The organism is Paracidobacterium acidisoli (genome assembly GCF_003428625.2).
GTDB classification, from domain to species: domain Bacteria; phylum Acidobacteriota; class Terriglobia; order Terriglobales; family Acidobacteriaceae; genus Paracidobacterium; species Paracidobacterium acidisoli.
Genome location: NZ_QVQT02000001.1, coordinates 562,308 through 579,083, shown reverse-complemented (window position 1 = coordinate 579,083; position 16,776 = coordinate 562,308). Strand labels below are relative to the sequence as shown.

Genomic DNA, 16,776 nt, shown 5'->3' with positions numbered 1-16,776 from the left:
AGCCTATGGCCACTGCCTCACAAACCGGAAGCGCCGCCGCCGCGGCCGAGTTTCGTCCCGCGCCCTGCATCCTCATCGCCGACGATCAGCCGCCGATCCTCGATGCGCTCGAGCTGCTGCTCGAGCCGCAGGGATACCGCATCGAAAAGGCGCGGTCGCCGTTCATGGTGCTGGAGGCGATGAAGTCGGGCTTCTACGATGCTCTGCTCATCGACCTTAACTACACCCGCGACACCACCTCGGGCCAGGAGGGCCTCGATCTGCTCAGCCAGATCAAGTCTCTCGACAGCCAGGTGCCGGTGATCGTGATGACCGCGTGGGCCAATGTCGAGCTGGCCGTCGAGGCGATGCGCCGCGGCGCCCGCGACTTTATCCAGAAGCCCTGGGACAATGCCCGGCTGCTGACCATCCTGCGCACGCAGGTCGACCTGTACCACGCCGTGCGGCGGGCGCAGCGGCTGGAGGCGGAAAACCGCCTGCTGCGCGCCGAAGGGCTGCCCGAGATGATCGCCAGCGCGGCCGCCATGCAGCCGGTGCTGGCCACCATCGCGCGCATCGGACCCTCCGACGCCAACGTGCTGATCACCGGCGAGCATGGAACCGGCAAGGAAGTGGTGGCGCAGACGCTGCATGCGCTCTCTTCGCGCGCCTCGCGGTCGCTGGTCGCCGTCAACACCGGCGCGCTGCCGGAGGGTACCTTCGAGAGCGAGCTCTTCGGCCATGTGAAAGGCGCCTTCACCGACGCTCGCACCGAGCGCATCGGGCGCTTCGAGCTGGCCGACGGCGGCACGCTCTTTCTCGACGAGATCGCCAACGTTCCTCCGCGCCAGCAGGCCCGGCTGCTGCGCGTGCTTGAATCCGGCGAGATGGAGCGCGTCGGCTCCTCCAAAACCCGCCGCGTCGATGTGCGCGTGCTCTCGGCCACCAATGCCGACCTCCGCTCCGAGGTCGAGGCGCAGCGCTTTCGCGCCGATCTTCTCTTCCGGCTCAATACCGTCGAGATCCATCTGCCGCCGCTGCGCGAGCGCCGCGAAGATATTCCGGCCCTGGCCGCGCACTTTCTCTCGCGGTATGCGCAGCGCTACCGCAAACCGGTGCAGGGCATCGAGACCGGAGCCATTCACGCTATGCTGCAGCACTCCTGGCCGGGCAATGTCCGCGAGCTCGACCACACCATCGAGCGCGCCGTGCTCATGGCCCGCTCCAGCCAGATCGAGGTGGCGGATCTCGGCCTCAGCCAGACTCGCGCCTTCGGCCCGGCCGGAGGCACAGGAACCGGTCCGGGGCTCGAGGAGATGAGCCTTGAATCCGTTGAGAGTATCCTCATCCGCAAGGCCCTGACGCGCTGCAACGGCAACGTGAGTCAGGCGGCCGAGGCCCTCGGTTTAAGCCGGGGCGCCCTCTACCGGCGGATGGAAAAATATGGCATCTAGGCCGACGGCCAGCGGCAAAGGGAATCGGAAACGCGCCGGTGAAAGCCTCTCCTTCGAGGCCAGGTTCCGCGTTCTGTGCACGCTGCTGGCTCTGCCCATCTTCGGCCTCACCGCGGCTCTGCTGGTTCTGCTGCACGTCTCCACCGGCCCGATGGTCGCCATCCTGATCATTCTGCTGCTGGCCCTTCTGCTTGCGCTCTCTTCGTTCATGGAGCAGACCGTCCGGCCCCTGCAGACGCTGGCCAACGTCGTCGCCTCGCTGCGCGAGGGCGATTACTCCTTCCGCGCGCGCGGAGCCGGCCGCGAAGACGCTCTCGGCGAGCTGTCGAGCGAGGTCAACGTGCTGGCCGACGCCCTGCAGGCCCAGCGCCTCAGCGGCCTTGAGGCCGCCACGCTCTTCCGCCGCGTCATCGCCGAGCTGGACGCGCCGGTGCTGGCCTTCGATCAGGGCTGCCGGCTGCGTCTGCTGAATCCGGCCGCGGAGCGCGTCTTTGCGCTCATCTCCGCCCGCGATCTTGGCCGCCGCGCCGACGAGCTGGGCCTCTCGCGACTGCTGGAACAGCCCGACGAAGGCGTTCTGCAGCTCGAGTCGCAGGGGCAGACGGGCCGCTGGATGATCCGCCGCAGCGCCTTTCGCCAGCGCGGCATGCCGCACATTCTGCTGCTGCTCTCCGATGTCAGCGCCGCCCTGCGCGAAGAGGAGCGGCTGGCGTGGCGGCGTCTGATCCGCGTCATCGGCCACGAGATCAGCAATTCGCTCACCCCGATCAAATCCATCGCCGGCAGCCTGCTCTACCGTCTCGACTCCCCATCGGCCGGTCCGGTCTCCGCCGATCTCGCCCGCGGCCTCAGCGTCATCGAGAGCCGCGCCGAATCGCTCAACCGCTTCGTGCAGGCCTATCGTCAGCTTGCGCAGCTGCCCTCGCCGGTCATCCGCCAGGTGCCGCTGGCTCCGCTGCTGGAGCGCGTGGCCCGGCTGGAGACGCGGCTTGACGTCGAGCTGCTGCCCTCGCCGCCGGTCAGCCTGTTTGCCGATGCCGATCAGCTGGAGCAGCTGCTCATCAATCTGGTCAAGAACGCCGTGGAAGCCGCCATGCACGAGGCCGACGAGCCATCGCCGTCAGCGGCCGCGCATGCTCCGAAGGTGCGCATGCGCAGTATGCAGCAGGGAGATTTCGCTTCGATCCTCATTGAGGACAACGGCCCGGGACTCGCCAATCCCGCGAATCTCTTCGTGCCCTTCTACACTACGAAAAAATCCGGCACCGGCGTAGGTCTGGCGCTGGCCCGTCAGATCGCCGAGGCCCACGGCGGCACGCTGGTGCTGCGCAACCGCACCGACGCGCCCGGCTGCCAGGCCGAAGTGCGCATTCCCGTCGCCTCCCAGCCTTTTGAGCCGTCTTTACAGCCGTCTTCGGTACGTTCGTTTGAGCCGGCGCGAACACCCTGACGCCGCTCTGCTTTAGGATGAAGGAACAGCCCTCAGAACACAGAGCCAACAGGGAGCAGAAAGCTTGTCGATCAAAGTAGCGATTCTGGGATTCGGGACCGTCGGCAGTTCCGTGGCCCGCATCTTGTGCGATCTGAAGCCGCAGGGCGTCGAGCTGACGCATATCTTTAACCGCTCCGTGGCGCGCAAGCGTGCCGAGTGGGTGCCTTCGACGGTGACCTGGACGGAGAGCTTTGACGAAGTGCTGGCCTCCGACGCAAATGTGATCGTCGAGCTGGTCGGCGGCCTCGACCCTGCCGGAGAGTGGGTGCGCCGCGCCCTTGAAGCAGGGAAGTCCGCCGTCACCGGCAACAAGAAGCTCATTGCGCAGCACGGGGTGGAGCTGGACCGCATCGCCCGCGCTCACGGTGCCAGCCTCTTCTACGGCGCGGCCGTGGCCGGAGGCATTCCCGTTATTCCCGGCCTGCAGCATGGCCTGGCCGGCGACCAGGTGACGCGCCTCGAGGGCATTCTCAACGGAACCTGCAACTACATTCTGAGCCGCATGGAAGAGGGCGCGCAGTTTGCCGACGTTCTGAAGGACGCGCAGTCGCTCGGTTACGCCGAAGCCAATCCCAGCGAGGATGTCGACGGCTACGATGCGCGGGCCAAGCTGGTGATTCTTTCCCGCATCGCTCTGCGCGCCGATCTCGCCGTCGAGGATATTCCAGTTCGCACCATCACCAGCATCGCCGCCATCGACTTTGAATACGCCGGCGAGCTGAGCTGCACCATCCGCCAGATCTCCCGCGCCGAAACCCGCGGCGGCGCGCTGCTGGCGACCGTTGGGCCGATGCTGGTGCCGAAAAACTCTCCGCTGGCGTGGTCGCGCGGCACGGAGAACATGGTTCTGGTGGGCGGAAAATACGGCGGCGACGTCGTCTTCTCCGGGCACGGCGCGGGCGGCCATCCCACCGCAGTTGCCGTCGTCTCCGATCTCATCACGCTCGCGCACGGATCGGGCAACATCGACCTGCCCAGCCGCAAAGCCGAGGTGAGCGGCGAGTTCCTGCTCCGCCACTACATCCGTTTCGTCGTGAAGGACCGCCCCGGCATCGTCGGCGAGATAGCCGGAGCGCTGGCTGGCGAGCAGATCAACATTCACGCGCTCTTTCAGCGGCCCGGCTTCGGCAAAGACAGCCTGCCCTTCGTCGTGACCGTCGAGCCCTGCACGAACTCCGCGCTCAAGCGGGCTCTGGCGAAGATCTCCTCTGCCGAATGGCTGGCCGAGCCGCCGCTCGACCTGCAGATTCTGGAGCCGGAAGAGCCTCTGAAGTAAGGGCGCAGAAACAGAGCGCAGTACTCAGGGCACAGAGCACAGGAAAAACAAAAGCGTCACCCGTGAAGGTGGCGCTTCTCTTTTTGTATCGGTTCACAAAAATAAATCACAAGATCGCGCATCCATCCACAGATGCGTACGTCCAATTCTGCGCTCTGCGCCCTATTTCAATTGTGTCCCAGGATCGGATGCGGCTCGTAGGGCTCTTCCAGTGTCTTCACTTCCTCTTCCGTCAGCTTCAGATCGAGCGACTTCAGCGCGTCTTCCAGATGGTGCGGCTTGCTTGCGCCGATGATGGGCGAGGTGATCTCAGGCTTGCCCAGCATCCACGCCAGCGCCACCTGCGCGTTGCTCACGCCGCGCTTCTTCGCGATCTCCGTGATCCGCTCCACCACCGTGAAGTCCGAGTCGCGGTAGTAGAGGCCCTGCGCGAAGTCATCGGTTTTGGCGCGCACAGTTTCTCCGCGGTCCTGCCGTGAGCGGTTGCCGGCGACAAAGCCCCGCGCCAGCGGGCTCCACGGAATCAGCCCGATCTTCTCCTGTTTGCACAGCGGAATCATCTCCCGCTCTTCTTCGCGGTACACCAGGTTGTAATGGTTCTGCATGGTCGCGAAGCGCGCCAGTCCGCGCGTCTCCGAAACATGCAGCATGCTGTGGAACTGCCAGGCGTACATCGAGGATGCGCCGATATAGAGCGCCTTGCCGGCGCGCACCACTTCGTCCAGCGCTTCCATCGTCTCTTCGATCGGCGTGGTGGTATCGAAGCGGTGAATCTGATAGAGATCGACATAATCCAGGCCCAGGCGCCGCAGGCTCGCGTCAATCGCATGCCGGATGTGCTTGCGCGAAAGCCCGCGCTGGTTCGGGTCCGGCCCCATTGCCTGATAGACCTTCGTCGCAACGACGATGCGGTTGCGCTCGACGCCGAACTCCTTCAGCGCGCGGCCCAGGATCTCCTCGCTCACGCCCTCGGAGTAGATATCGGCCGTGTCGAAAAAATTGATGCCCGCATCCAGCGCCATCCGGATGAACGGTTTGCTCTCCTCTTCCTCCAGAACCCACTCGCGCCATTTCTTCGAGCCATAGGTCATCATGCCCAGGCACAGGCGGGAGACTTTCAGACCAGTCGAACCGAGATTAACGAACTGCATTGCTCCTCCGGTGATTGCGGATATTTGTTGGACGATCCGACCATGCGGAAAGGCGCGATTGCACGGCGGCCTCTCCACGCAGCCCGCACAGAAAGCATAAACGAAAGCGATTTTCTGCAGGCAAATGCGGCCCCGCGCTCCATCCTGTACAGTGACAGTCACATTCTTTGCAGAGGAAACCATGAGCGAGATCTCCGTTTCTCCCAACCCCGCGCTGAGCACCCAGGAGGTCGTCGACCTCACCCGCAGGCTGAACTACGGCACCTGGCGCTATCAAAGAGACTGGAACCCGCTGCACATCGCCGATGCGGAGGGTTGCTACATCATCGACGGCAACGGCAAACGCTATCTCGACCTCTCGGCGCAGCTCATGTGCGTCAACCTCGGCCACAAAAATCCAGTGGTGGTGGAATCGATTGCCGAGCAGGCCCGCCGCCTGCCTTACATCGCTCCCGGCCACACGACAGAAGTGCGCGCCCAGCTCAGCCGCATGCTGCTCGATGTGATGCCGGAGGGTCTGACGAAGTTCTTCTTCGCCACGTCAGGTACCGAGGCCAATGAAGCGGCCTTCAAGATCGCGCGCCTGTCGACCGGCAAGAGCAAAATCATCTCGCGCTACCGCTCCTATCACGGCGCCACGATGGCCTCAATGGGCGCGACCGGAGATCCGCGCCGCTGGCCCGCCGAGCCGTCGGTGAAAGGCCAGGGCTTTCTTTTTGCGCCGGAGGTGAACTGCTACAAGTGCCCCATCAAACACACGTATCCTCAGTGCGGCATCGCCTGCGCCGACTATCTCGAGCACATGATCGAGAACGAGAGCGACGTTGCCGCGGTCATCGTTGAGCCCGTCGTCGGCACTAACGGCGTTCTTGTGCCTCCTGCCGAGTATCTTCCAAAGCTGCTCGAAATCTGCAGACGCCATAACGTGCTCCTCATCGCCGATGAGGTGATGAGCGGCTGGGGACGCACCGGCTCCTGGTTTGCCGTCGACAACTGGGGCGTGAAGCCCGATATTCTCGTGACCGCGAAGGGCATTACGTCAGCCTATGTACCGCTCGGCGTCTGCGCCACCACCGCCAAAGTCGCGGCGCACTTCGACGATCATCTCTTCGCGCATGGGCACACGTATGAGGCGCATCCCATCACGCTCTATCCCGCCATCGCCACTATTCAGGAGATGCAGCGCCTCGATCTCGTCAACCGCGCCCGCAGCATGGGCGAATATCTGGGTCCGAAGCTTCGCGCGCTGAAGGACAGGCATCCCTCCATCGGCGAAGTGCGCGGCCTCGGCCTCTTCTGGGCCGTCGAGCTGGTGAAGGATCACGTCAGCAAAGCCCCGCTCAACACCCGGCAGGAGAAGATGGACGGCAAACCGCTGGTCGTCGATCGCGTTGCCGCCGATATGATGAAGCGCGGTGTCTCCGTCGTCGCCTGGATCAGCCACTTCGTCATCGCGCCGCCGCTCATCGTCGAGAAGGCCGATCTCGACTTCGCCGTCGAGGTGCTCGATGCCTCGCTGTCGATTGCCGATGAGGCGGTTGCGGGATAAAGAGGCTAAGGCGAGAGGACTTCCGGCGCAGGACAGCGCCGCTGCGTCAGTACTCGATCTTTATCGGGCTCTCCAGCCACGTCTGAAAGCTCTCCCACGCCTCGTCGCCCAGCAGGCGCTCGGAGGGAATCTGTCTTGCCGCGGGGGGCAGCCTCAGCTCGCGATACAGAAGGGCGTCGTGGAACTCCGCGCGCGCCGCATCCTCGGAGGAGTTGCCGTAGTAAATCGCGTCGAGCCGCGCCCAGTAAATCGCGCCAAGGCACATCGGGCAGGGCTCACAGCTCGTGTAAATCTCACAGCCCTGCAGATGAAACACATGCAGCGCCGCGCACGCGTTGCGAATCGCATTCACCTCGCCATGCGCCGTCGGATCGTTTGTCCGCGTTACCGTGTTCACGCCTTCGCCGACGATCTCGCCGTTCCTGACAATGATCGCCGCAAAGGGACCGCCTGCTCCGGAGCGCACATTTTCCGTAGCCAGCGCGATGGCGCGCCGCATCAGTTCGGGATTGGCCTTCGGCGGCATGCTGTCTGTTCTTTCGATGCAAAAGTGAGAGCATCGACAGTATGGCACAGGCATCCGCGGCGCAAAGAGCATCGGCCTGCGAACACGCGCGCGATTGCCGTGCATGACGCATTCGCGCATCGGCCTGCGAAAATAAGGTGACGCCGGAACGATCACCACGGAGCACCATGAGCCGAATCACGACGCACGTTCTCGACCTTACCAGCGGACGCCCCGCCGCGCATGTTGCCGTGCGCCTTCACCGCTATCTCGGCGGCAGATGGCGCGTCGTGGCCGCTCGCCGTACCGATGAGGAGGGCCGCATTGCCGACCTTCTGCCCGCAGGCGAAGCGCCCGAGCCAGGCTTCTACCGGCTGCGCTTCGGAACCAGCGGATACTATCGCGGCAAAGGGCTCGAAACCTTTCACCCCTTCGTCGATGTCACCTTTCAGATTCGCAGCGCCGGCGAGCACTATCATGTGCCGCTGCAGATCACGCCGCACGGCTACTCCACGTACAGAGGGAACTGAGGCTGCTCTCTCCATCGCGGCCTCGCCATGCGATGGATTGCTCTGCGGCTGAATGCTATGGCTGCATCTCCCGCTCAGGCAGCGCCAGCAGAATCAGGATCAGCGCCACGACCGCGAACATGCGGAATGCAGCCTCCTGGCCGTTCCAGATCTTCGACTGCCACATCAGAAACCACTCCGCGCCCACCGTCAGAAAGGCGACCAGCCACATCAGCAGGCTCAGCGTCAGAGCGCATACGGCCGGGCGCTTGGCGCGCTCGAAGACTTCGCTCGGCTTGCGAATCGCACGCAGCAGCTGCACGTATCCCACCCAGCAGAGGATGGTCGTCAGAATCTCCCAGGCGATGATGCCGTCATAGAAGATCTTCTGCGCCAGCACCGGATGAATCGCGCGCCACATGCCGTGATTGCCGGGAAAGGTCGAGTCCATCAGCAGCACGTGATGCACAAATTCGTAATTCGAGCTGTAGTCGGTCAGGTTGTTGAAGACGACCAGCGTGTAGAAGAGCCCGATGGCGGCGATCAGAAGCACTTTGGCAAGGCGAAGGGTCATCGTTTTCTTTGGATCTCTGAAGACAATTTGTGATGGCGGCAGGCACACGGCAGCCCGTACGTCTCAGAACAGACGCAGCCCTGGCCAGAGTAACCCTCCGTCCCTGCCAAAAGCGACAGAAATGAGCCCGGTATCCCGCTTTCGGTGCGCGGATGGTGCTGCACACTACCGTCCGGTTTTCCGGAAGAGAATCTTCCTTCCAGCCGTCACAAAAACGGTGTTTTTTTCTTGGGATGTGCCTGCGTTTGCGCTATTCTCTGCTGATAGTCCACGTCGACCCGGCTTTTCCGTTCCCGAAGCCGCGCTGTTCCAGAACTGAAAATCACAGACTGCAGATGCAGCAGCATGGATCTCTATCGCTGCACGCAGAGTCGTCTTTTTTTTTCACCGATCTGCAGGGAGGCCGGATACAGATGTTTCAGCGGTTCAGTCGAGTTCTCTTCAGCGCAGCCTTTCTCTTCAGCATCCATATTCTGTTCGGCCCGGCAGGATTTGCCCAGCAGACTCTCGGCGGAATTACCGGCGCGGTGACCGACGCCACCGGCGGAGCTCTGCCCGATACAGCCGTTACAGCGGTCAGCGACCAGACCCGGCTCACCCGCAAAGCAACGTCGAATGCCAGCGGCACGTATGAGTTCGTGAACCTGCCCATCGGCACCTACTCCGTAACCTTCGTGCACGATGGCTTTGACACGCAGCAGATTCCGTCGCTGCTTGTGCAGGCGGATCGAACCGCGACCCTCAATGTCACGCTTCGGGTCGGGCAGGTCAGCACGTCGGTGACGGTGGAGGCTACGCCGCTGCTCAACGCCGTCGATACCACCAACGGCTATGTGCTCGACAAGGCGCAGATTGACGCGGTGCCGCTGGCGACGGGCAGCTTTACCGGGCTGGCGATTCTGTCGCCCGGCGTGAACGCCGAGCTGGGCGGCGGCACGGGCGTGAACAGCGGCCTCGGCAACGCGCCCATCTGGGCCAACGGCCAGCGCGATACCTCGAACAGCGTTCTGCTCAATGGCGTCGACGCCAGTAACTTCTTCAACGGAAAGACCACCAGCCAGGTGCAGTCGGCCCGCGTCGTTCTCGATACCGGCAGCGGCAACTCCAGCGCCGGCGTCGAGCAGAGCGCCTCCTCGGTCTATCTTTCCATCGGCAACGCCATTCCCACGCCCGCGCCGGAGACAGTGCAGGAGGTCCGCGTCAACGCTTCGATGTACGACGCGCAGCAGGGCTCGGCCAGCGGCGCTCATATTGACATGAGCACGATCTCCGGCGGCAACAACTGGCACGGCAGCCTCTATGGCCATCGCGGCACAAGCTGGCTCAACGCAGCGCCCTTCTTCTTCAAGAACAATACCGGTATTCCCGACGAAGACAAAAATCCGCAGCTGCATCGCTACGTCGCCGGCGGAACCTTTTCCGGTCCGATCATCCGCAACAAACTTTTCGGCTTCGTCGCCTACCAGCACATGCATGTCTCCGATCAGGAGACGGGCGACACGCTCATCGCTGTTCCTCCCGGCCTGAACGATACCAACCGCACGGCGGATGGACTGGCCACGCTGGTGAACAACAACTGGAGCGATACCGACAACACGAATGGTTTTACGGTCAGCTCCGCCGACTGGTCCAACAACCCTCTGGGCCTTGCGCTCTTTCAGGCAAAGCTGCCCAACGGCCAGTGGCTCATCCCGAACGATAACCACCACGTGCCCGACGCGCTGTCACCGTCGAATGCATTCGAGACCGGAACCTCCTACTTCACGGTCGATCAGGCCATTGCCAACCTTGACTGGAACACCACCGCGACCGATCAGATCAGTCTGAAATATTACTATCAGCACGATCCCAACAGCACTCCGTATGCAACGTCCAATGTGCCCGGATTCACCGAGCATCTCGACGCGGGCTCGCAGGTCTTCTCCGTTACTAACATTCAGACGCTGAGCTCCAGCTTCAGTCTGACGGAGACGCTGGGCTTCATTCGCGAGAAGGCATACAGCACCAACGATCAGCTCTGGGCGCCGGGACAGGCCGGCACTCCAGCCGCCGACATGACCTCGAGCTTCGGCTCCTATTTCCCAGGCATCACGATCGTCGACATTCTGGGCGCTTACGGCTCCAGCCTCGGTCTGCCGCAGCAGTCGCTCAGCATCGGACCCTCCACCACCAATCAGAGCGCCTACACGGGCATGTTTCAGAACCGTATTCAGCCCTCGGCCAACGCGATCTGGACCAAAGGCGCGCACTCGCTTACCTTCGGCGGAAGCTGGTCGTACACACAGCTGAACATTCGCGATCTGCGCACGGGCAAGGGCCTGGTAGCCACGCCCGATCTCTCCACCTACGCCATGAACTGGGTGACGCCGTACACGACCGACGGATTTGTCGCGACGACCTTTCTTCAGGGCAACGCGAACCGCTACTACCGCGCCAACACCAGCGGCCTCTATCTGCAGGACAAGTATCAGATTCGCCCGAACCTCAGCATCACTGCCGGTATTCGTTATGACTGGAATGGCGGCCTGACGGAAAAATACGGCAACCTGTTTAACTTCGATCCGTCGCAGTACAGCTACGACGCGGGCTCCGACGCGATCACCAAACCGGGCCTCATCATCGCCGGCAACAATCGCAACGGAACCTCCGGGGTAAGCAACACGACGCTCACCGGACGCCAGTGGGGCATTGCGCCGCGGCTTGGCTTCGCGTGGCAGCCGTCGATGCTCCACAACAAGCTCGTCGTTCGCGGCGGCACCGGCATGTACTACGACCGCGGCGAGCTCTACACCTATCTCTCGCCCGGATACGCCGCCGGCGAGGTCGCAGGCGGTCCCTTCGGCGTGAGCCAGACGCCGCCGTTTGTCACCGGACAGGGCTGCCCGTACACTGCCTCGCCCTACGGCAACACGAGCTTTCTGTACAACTACTACATTCCGATCTGCGGTCTTACTCCGTTCAAGCCCGTCGATGGCAGCCAGCTCGACTACAATCTGTCGAACCCGTGGGGCATGACGCGCTCGGCTCCGCCCTCCAATCCGAAGGCCTCGGATCTGATCAACTATCTTCCGGACGCCGCCGGCATCATCGCCGGTGCCGAGCCCTTTACCCTCGGCAATTACAACCGCACGAACAAGCTGCCCTACTCCATCAACTTCACGCTCGATCTGCAGTGGCAGCCGCGCAACGATCTGATGGTGGAGCTGGGCTACGTCGGCAATCTTGGACGCCACCAGGTCATTCCTGTGCCCTTCAACCAGGCGCACATCGCTGCTCCGGGGAATCCGACCCATCCGGGCGGCGTGGCGCAGCAGTCCTTCAGCTACGGCTACACCGTGCTCGATCCGAATACCTTCTTCCCGGTCTGCGTGAATCTCAATCCGAGCTGCAGCTACGGCACCATGCAGGAGAACTATGAGGGCGGCAACGTCGATCTTCGCGTTCCGTACATCGGCTATTCGTCCGAGTCCGAGTCGTACACCGCTGCCGGCATCTCCGCATACCACGCGCTGCAGGCGCACGTGGAAAAGCGGCTCAGCCACGGCATCCAGGCAGGCGTCTCCTATACGTATTCCCACGCGACCGACGAGCAGAGCGCCCTTGGCCTCTTCTATAACGGCAGCAACCCGCTCAACCTGCGCAGCGGCTATGGATCGGCGGACTTCGACCGCACCCATGTGCTCAACTTCACCTACGGCTTCTCGCTCCCGAAGCTCTTCAGCGAAAGCACGCTCCAGGGCAAGCTGATCAACGACTGGTCGCTCAACGGCCTGGCCATCATCCAGAGCGGCCAGCCCTACAGCGTGATCGATTACTCGGGCGCGGTGGGCAGCATCTACTACAGCACCTTCAACGGCATCACCAACCCCATCGTTCCCCTCGCGCCCGGCTGCACCGCGAAGTCAGCGCTCACCGGGCATTCCGGCGCGTTCTACAGGGACAGCGATCCAAACAGCGCCGCGCTGAAGTCTTCGTGCTTCACACTGCCTCTGCTGGCTTCCGGCTCGAATGGCGTGCCTGCGGGCGACATCTACGAAACCGGCTTCACCAGCGGCCAGCGCAATATCTTCCGCCAGGCCTTCCAGAAGCGCGCCGACGCCTCGCTGGTGAAGACGCTGCGCATTCGCGACCGCTATGCACTGCGGTATACCTTCGACGTCTACAACCTCACCAACACCAGCAGCTTCGATATCCCCGGCGATGACGTCACGCAGAATGCCGGCTACAACAACGTGCCGACGCTGAATGCGTATCAGGCCGCTGCTCCTCCACAGGGAGCCTGCACCAACCCAGGCAGCTTTAATGCTTCCGATTACTTCTACAGTTGTCCCACCGGCCTCGGCATCGTGAAGCACACCATCGGCGCGCCGCGGCAGATTCAGATGTCGCTGCACCTCAGCTTCTGATCGAGTCATCGCAAATCCACCGGAGAGGCGGTCCTGAGCCGCCTCTTTGCTTACTGCGGCCGGTGCACTGAATACAATCACTCCATGCACCTCAACCTGAGTCCAGTGCAGGATTTTCTTGCTCGTGCGCAGCAGCCCGGCTTCGACCTCGTGGCGCAGATGCGCGCCGCTCTCTCCCGCGCCAACGGAAACCGCAGCCGAAACACCTACATTGTGCTCGACCCTGCGTGGACGCTTGCCGAAGCCGTGCGGCAGCAGCAGCGTTTTGCCGCGCAGGAGAGCAAACCCGCGCTTTACGGGCTCCCCGTCTCGCTCAAAGACTGTTTCGATCTCGAAGGCTTCGTCACCAGCAGCGGCTCGAAGTTTTACGCGGAGCACAATCGCCCCGCATCGGCCGACTCCGCCATCGCAGCCCGTCTGCGTCGTCGGGGCGCCATCATCACCGGCAAGACGCATCTCCACCAGCTTGCCTACGGCATCACCGGAGAAAACCGCGACTACGGCAACTGCCTTCAGCCGGCCGATCCCGCGCTTCTTACCGGAGGCTCATCGAGCGGCGCCGTAGCCTCCATTCAGGAGGGCTCGGCGCTGGCGGCCATCGGCACCGATACCGGCGGCTCCGTCCGCGTGCCCGCTGCGCTCTGCGGCCTCTCCGGCTATCGCTCTTCGCTGGGCGTTGCCGACTGGCGCGGCGGTGCGCACCTGGCTCCTGTCTTCGACACCATCGGCTGGCTCTTCCGCGATCTTCGCGATGCGCCGCTTCTTGCTGAAGCGCTCTTCGATCTTCCGCCGCAGACCAGACAGGAAAGGGAAGAGATCGTCATCGGTGTTCTCGATGGCCCTCTGCTCGAAGACTGCGATTCCGCGGCTCTTCGCTCCTTCCGGGCCTGGCAGGAACGGCTCGTGGAATTCGGCGGCAAAGATTCGATGCCGAAGGTGCGCCTCGAACCATTTGTCCCCGCATTCTGGCTCGATGCGCGGGAGATCTACGCTCCATTGCAGGCTGCCGAGGCAGCGCAGCAGCACGCGGGCTTTTACGCCCACTTCGAACCGATTATCGCCGAGCGGCTTGCGTGGGGAGCCTCGCTTCGCGAGGATGAAATACGCGGATTCGCTCTGCGCCATCAGGCCTTCTGTACAGCAATGGCCGCGCTCTTCGACCGCTTCGACTTTCTGCTCGCACCCGCAACGCCGGTCAGCCGGCTCGACGCAGGCCGGGATCAGTCGGAGGCCCGTGCGCGTATTCTCCGCCACACTACGCCGGCCAGCCTCGCCGGACTTCCCTCCGTTGTTCTGCCATCGTCTGACAGCGGCCTGCAGCTTCTGGCTGCGCACAACGACGATCGCCGTCTGCTGCGCTTTGCCGCTCGTGCCGGAGAACGGCTTGCTGCCGAAGGGAGCTGAGTCCTCATCTGTTGCGTGATCTTCCGCCGCTTTCCATGTGGAACTATGCCGGCGGAAGCGTACCGCAATGCAGCACGGCCATCTCTGCCTGCGAAGAGCCCTTCGCTGACAGTAAAATCATCCTGCTCCGGCAGAAACCTTTATTGCTTCACGAACCCGCATCACCCTTCAGGAGATTTCGAGAATGAGACGTTTTGTACTCGCCGCTGCTGCCATCCTGGCTCTGGCCCTTCCGGGCTCCGCGCAAACCTCTACCCAGCCCCAGGTCTTTACCTCGCATGACATGAACCAGCAGCTGACAGGGCTGGTTGCGAAGGCCAAAGCCGCGGGCATCAGCGGCACCATTCTCGGAGATTACGGCACGCATATCGTGCAGCTTTCGGTGCGCACGAAGGATGGCCAGGTGGAGATTCACGCTCACTACAGCGATGTGATGATCGTGACCGAAGGCCATGCCACGCTGATCACAGGCGGTACTGTGGTCGATCCTCACCCCGGAGCCAACGGCGAGACGCGCGGCAAAAGCATTACCGGAGGCAAATCGCAGGTCGTCCATGTCGGCGATATCCTGCAGATCCCCGCCGGTGTGCCGCATCAGCTGCTCGTTCCCGCGGGAACCACCTATACATCCATCGTGATCAAGGTGCGTCAGTAGCGGCAGCTATGCGCCGTAGTGGCGCGCGAAGGGCGAGACGACCGGAGATCGCTTCCGGTCGCGCAGGCCGATCGTGGCGGAGATTTCGCGGCAGCAGCGCAGCAGGTGCTCCGCGATCTCCGGCACGCTCTGCGCCGTGATCCGCGAGGCCGGTCCGGAGATGCTCACCGCCGCAATCGGGTACCGGCTTTCGTTGAAGATGGGAGCGCCCACGCAGCGAACGCCGACCTCGATCTCCTCATCGTCGATCGCGTAGCCGCGGCGGCGCACTCGCTCCAGAGACTTCAGCAGCGCTTCCTTCGACCCCAGCGTCTTCGGCGTGTAGCGCACAAAGCGGATCTTCGAAATGATCTCTTCGATCGCTTCCGGAGGCTGAAAGGCGAGCATCGCCTTGCCCATCGCGGTGCAGTAGACGGGGTTCGAGGCGCCGATCTTCGAGCCCATCCAGATGCGGCGGTTCGGTTCCACCTTGTCCAGATACACAACCTTCGTCTTCTGCAGCACGCTCAGGTGAACCGTCTCCGACACCTGCGACGAGAGCTTGCGGAAGAACGGATGGACGCGCGCCCGCAGATCGATCTGCTCGACGGCGCGGTTTCCCAGCTCGTAAAGTTTCAGTCCCAGCCGGAAGCGGTTTTCCTGGGTGCGCTCGATGAGCGCGCTGCGCTCCAGCACCATCAGAGAGCGGTGCGCCGTGCTCTTGTGCAGGTGCATCTTCTGGCAGATCTCGGCCAGGCTCAGCGGGGTATCGCTCTCGCCCAGCATCTCCAGCACGGCAACGGCGCGATCGAGACTGTGCAGCTGATAAGGGCCATCTGTTTTTGCCACCGCTGCCGGCAGCGGCAGGCCGGTGGACGAACTGATCACGGTTGCCATGGAAGTGTCCTCTGATCGCGGGATTTGCTGTGCCTGTTTCCAGAACCAGTGTTCGGGCGCGTATGGCTTCGCAACCAGGAGGGGGCACTTTGCGGTACGCCGTATCGCTATACGAACTATTGGAATGAATTTTTCCCGCTGAAAGAATGGGTTGTCAACGTGCGCGTTCCGCAGCACGCAACAAATCGCCATTTCATCCCTCATTGCGGTATGCAGGCCGCAGCCGATCTAACGCTTCTTCCAGGCTGCGATAATCTCCAGGTATTTTCTCGCGGTCTCGGTAATGACCTCCGGCTTCCCTTCGGCAATGGCTGCGGGATTCACCAGATCGGTGCCCACGCCAAGCGCCCGCGCGCCGGCCTTCAGGAAATCCTGCGCCGTCTGCACGGTCACTCCGCCGGTCGGAATCAGCTTCAGCTCGGGAAAGGGCGCAAGCAGCGCCCTGAGATACGAAGCTCCTCCCATGGCGGAGCAGGGAAAGATCTTCACGTAATCCGCGCCCATTTTCCACGCGGTGATGACTTCTGTCGGCGTCAGCGAGCCGGGAATGGAGACCTTGCCCATCTCCTTCGTCTTTGCCACCACCTCCGGGTGCAGGCTCGGGCTGACGACAAATTCGGCTCCCGCGTGAATGGTCGCCTCCGTCTGCGCCGCGTCCGTCACCGTGCCGGAGCCGAGCAGCACTTTGCTTCCGTATTTCTGTTTCAGGTCGCGGAGCAGATCAACCGCTCCGGGCACGGTCATCGTGACTTCGATCACCGTTACGCCGCCTGCAACCATGGCATCCACCAGCGCATGTCCCAGCTCCGCTGAAGGCGCGCGCAGAACCGGAATGAGTCCGGCCTGTTCAATCTGCTGCTTTATGTTCTCTGTCATCGTTTCGTCTCTGAATGTTGTCTCTGAAAAAGGTAAGAAGATCCAGGGAGGCGTTCTTCGGTCCGGTTGT

Annotated in this window: 13 protein-coding genes; 8 read left to right on the top strand and 5 right to left on the bottom strand. The window is 62.8% G+C overall.

The genetic code is table 11. The features are described from left to right. The first annotated feature begins 5 nt into the window (after positions 1–5). The 3 genes from D0Y96_RS02470 (at position 6) to D0Y96_RS02460 (ending at position 4,201) form a co-directional block, all read left to right on the top strand. Positions 6–1,433 carry a sigma-54-dependent transcriptional regulator gene (locus tag D0Y96_RS02470; protein ID WP_117297738.1) on the top strand — a complete coding sequence of 476 codons (1,428 nt, stop codon included), beginning with the start codon at positions 6–8 and terminating at the stop codon, positions 1,431–1,433. Continuing rightward, entirely contained in the window at positions 1,423–2,883 is a 1,461-nt protein-coding gene (locus tag D0Y96_RS02465; RefSeq protein WP_117297737.1) for a sensor histidine kinase, read from the top strand. Before D0Y96_RS02470 ends, D0Y96_RS02465 begins: the two co-directional genes overlap by 11 nt. A 64-nt stretch (positions 2,884–2,947) precedes the next feature. Further along, positions 2,948–4,201, top strand: a complete 1,254-nt coding sequence (locus D0Y96_RS02460; protein ID WP_117297736.1) for a homoserine dehydrogenase — start codon at positions 2,948–2,950, stop codon at positions 4,199–4,201. 167 nt (positions 4,202–4,368) lie between these two features. Here D0Y96_RS02460 and D0Y96_RS02455 read toward each other — a convergent pair whose 3' ends face one another. Beyond that, positions 4,369–5,352, bottom strand: a complete 984-nt coding sequence (locus tag D0Y96_RS02455; protein ID WP_117297735.1) for an aldo/keto reductase — start codon at positions 5,350–5,352, stop codon at positions 4,369–4,371. A gap of 181 nt (positions 5,353–5,533) precedes the next feature. On the opposite strand from D0Y96_RS02455, the gene D0Y96_RS02450 reads away from it, so the two are divergent. Next, positions 5,534–6,901, top strand: coding sequence for an aminotransferase family protein (locus D0Y96_RS02450; RefSeq protein WP_117297734.1), 1,368 nt, complete (start codon positions 5,534–5,536; stop codon positions 6,899–6,901). Between the two features lie 46 nt (positions 6,902–6,947). Here the strand turns inward: D0Y96_RS02450 and D0Y96_RS02445 are convergent, their stop codons facing one another. Next, entirely contained in the window at positions 6,948–7,427 is a 480-nt protein-coding gene (locus tag D0Y96_RS02445; protein ID WP_117297733.1) for a nucleoside deaminase, read from the bottom strand. Positions 7,428–7,594: 167 nt separating this feature from the next. Here D0Y96_RS02445 and uraH point away from each other — a divergent pair, with 167 nt between their 5' ends. After that, on the top strand, positions 7,595–7,936 hold the full coding sequence (uraH, locus tag D0Y96_RS02440; protein ID WP_117297732.1) for a hydroxyisourate hydrolase: 342 nt from the start codon (positions 7,595–7,597) through the stop codon (positions 7,934–7,936). A gap of 55 nt (positions 7,937–7,991) precedes the next feature. Here uraH and D0Y96_RS02435 read toward each other — a convergent pair whose 3' ends face one another. Then, complete coding sequence (locus tag D0Y96_RS02435) at positions 7,992–8,489, bottom strand: DUF2165 family protein (RefSeq protein WP_117297731.1); 498 nt, start codon at positions 8,487–8,489, stop codon at positions 7,992–7,994. A 413-nt stretch (positions 8,490–8,902) separates the two neighbouring features. Here D0Y96_RS02435 and D0Y96_RS02430 point away from each other — a divergent pair, with 413 nt between their 5' ends. From D0Y96_RS02430 to D0Y96_RS02420, 3 genes are all read left to right on the top strand, one after another. Then, entirely contained in the window at positions 8,903–12,895 is a 3,993-nt protein-coding gene (locus D0Y96_RS02430; protein ID WP_117298014.1) for a TonB-dependent receptor, read from the top strand. A gap of 84 nt (positions 12,896–12,979) precedes the next feature. Then, complete coding sequence (locus tag D0Y96_RS02425; RefSeq protein WP_117297730.1) at positions 12,980–14,299, top strand: amidase; 1,320 nt, start codon at positions 12,980–12,982, stop codon at positions 14,297–14,299. A 184-nt stretch (positions 14,300–14,483) separates the two neighbouring features. Beyond that, positions 14,484–14,954 carry a cupin domain-containing protein gene (locus D0Y96_RS02420; RefSeq protein WP_117297729.1) on the top strand — a complete coding sequence of 157 codons (471 nt, stop codon included), beginning with the start codon at positions 14,484–14,486 and terminating at the stop codon, positions 14,952–14,954. A 6-nt stretch (positions 14,955–14,960) separates the two neighbouring features. On the opposite strand, the gene D0Y96_RS02415 is transcribed toward D0Y96_RS02420, so the two are convergent. Together D0Y96_RS02415 and D0Y96_RS02410 are read right to left on the bottom strand one after the other, a co-directional pair. Beyond that, complete coding sequence (locus tag D0Y96_RS02415) at positions 14,961–15,830, bottom strand: IclR family transcriptional regulator (RefSeq protein WP_158562136.1); 870 nt, start codon at positions 15,828–15,830, stop codon at positions 14,961–14,963. A 228-nt stretch (positions 15,831–16,058) separates the two neighbouring features. Next, the gene (locus tag D0Y96_RS02410; RefSeq protein WP_117297727.1) at positions 16,059–16,706 is read right to left on the bottom strand and encodes a bifunctional 4-hydroxy-2-oxoglutarate aldolase/2-dehydro-3-deoxy-phosphogluconate aldolase; all 648 of its coding nucleotides are present in this window, start codon (positions 16,704–16,706) and stop codon (positions 16,059–16,061) included. Positions 16,707–16,776: the final 70 nt, after the last annotated feature.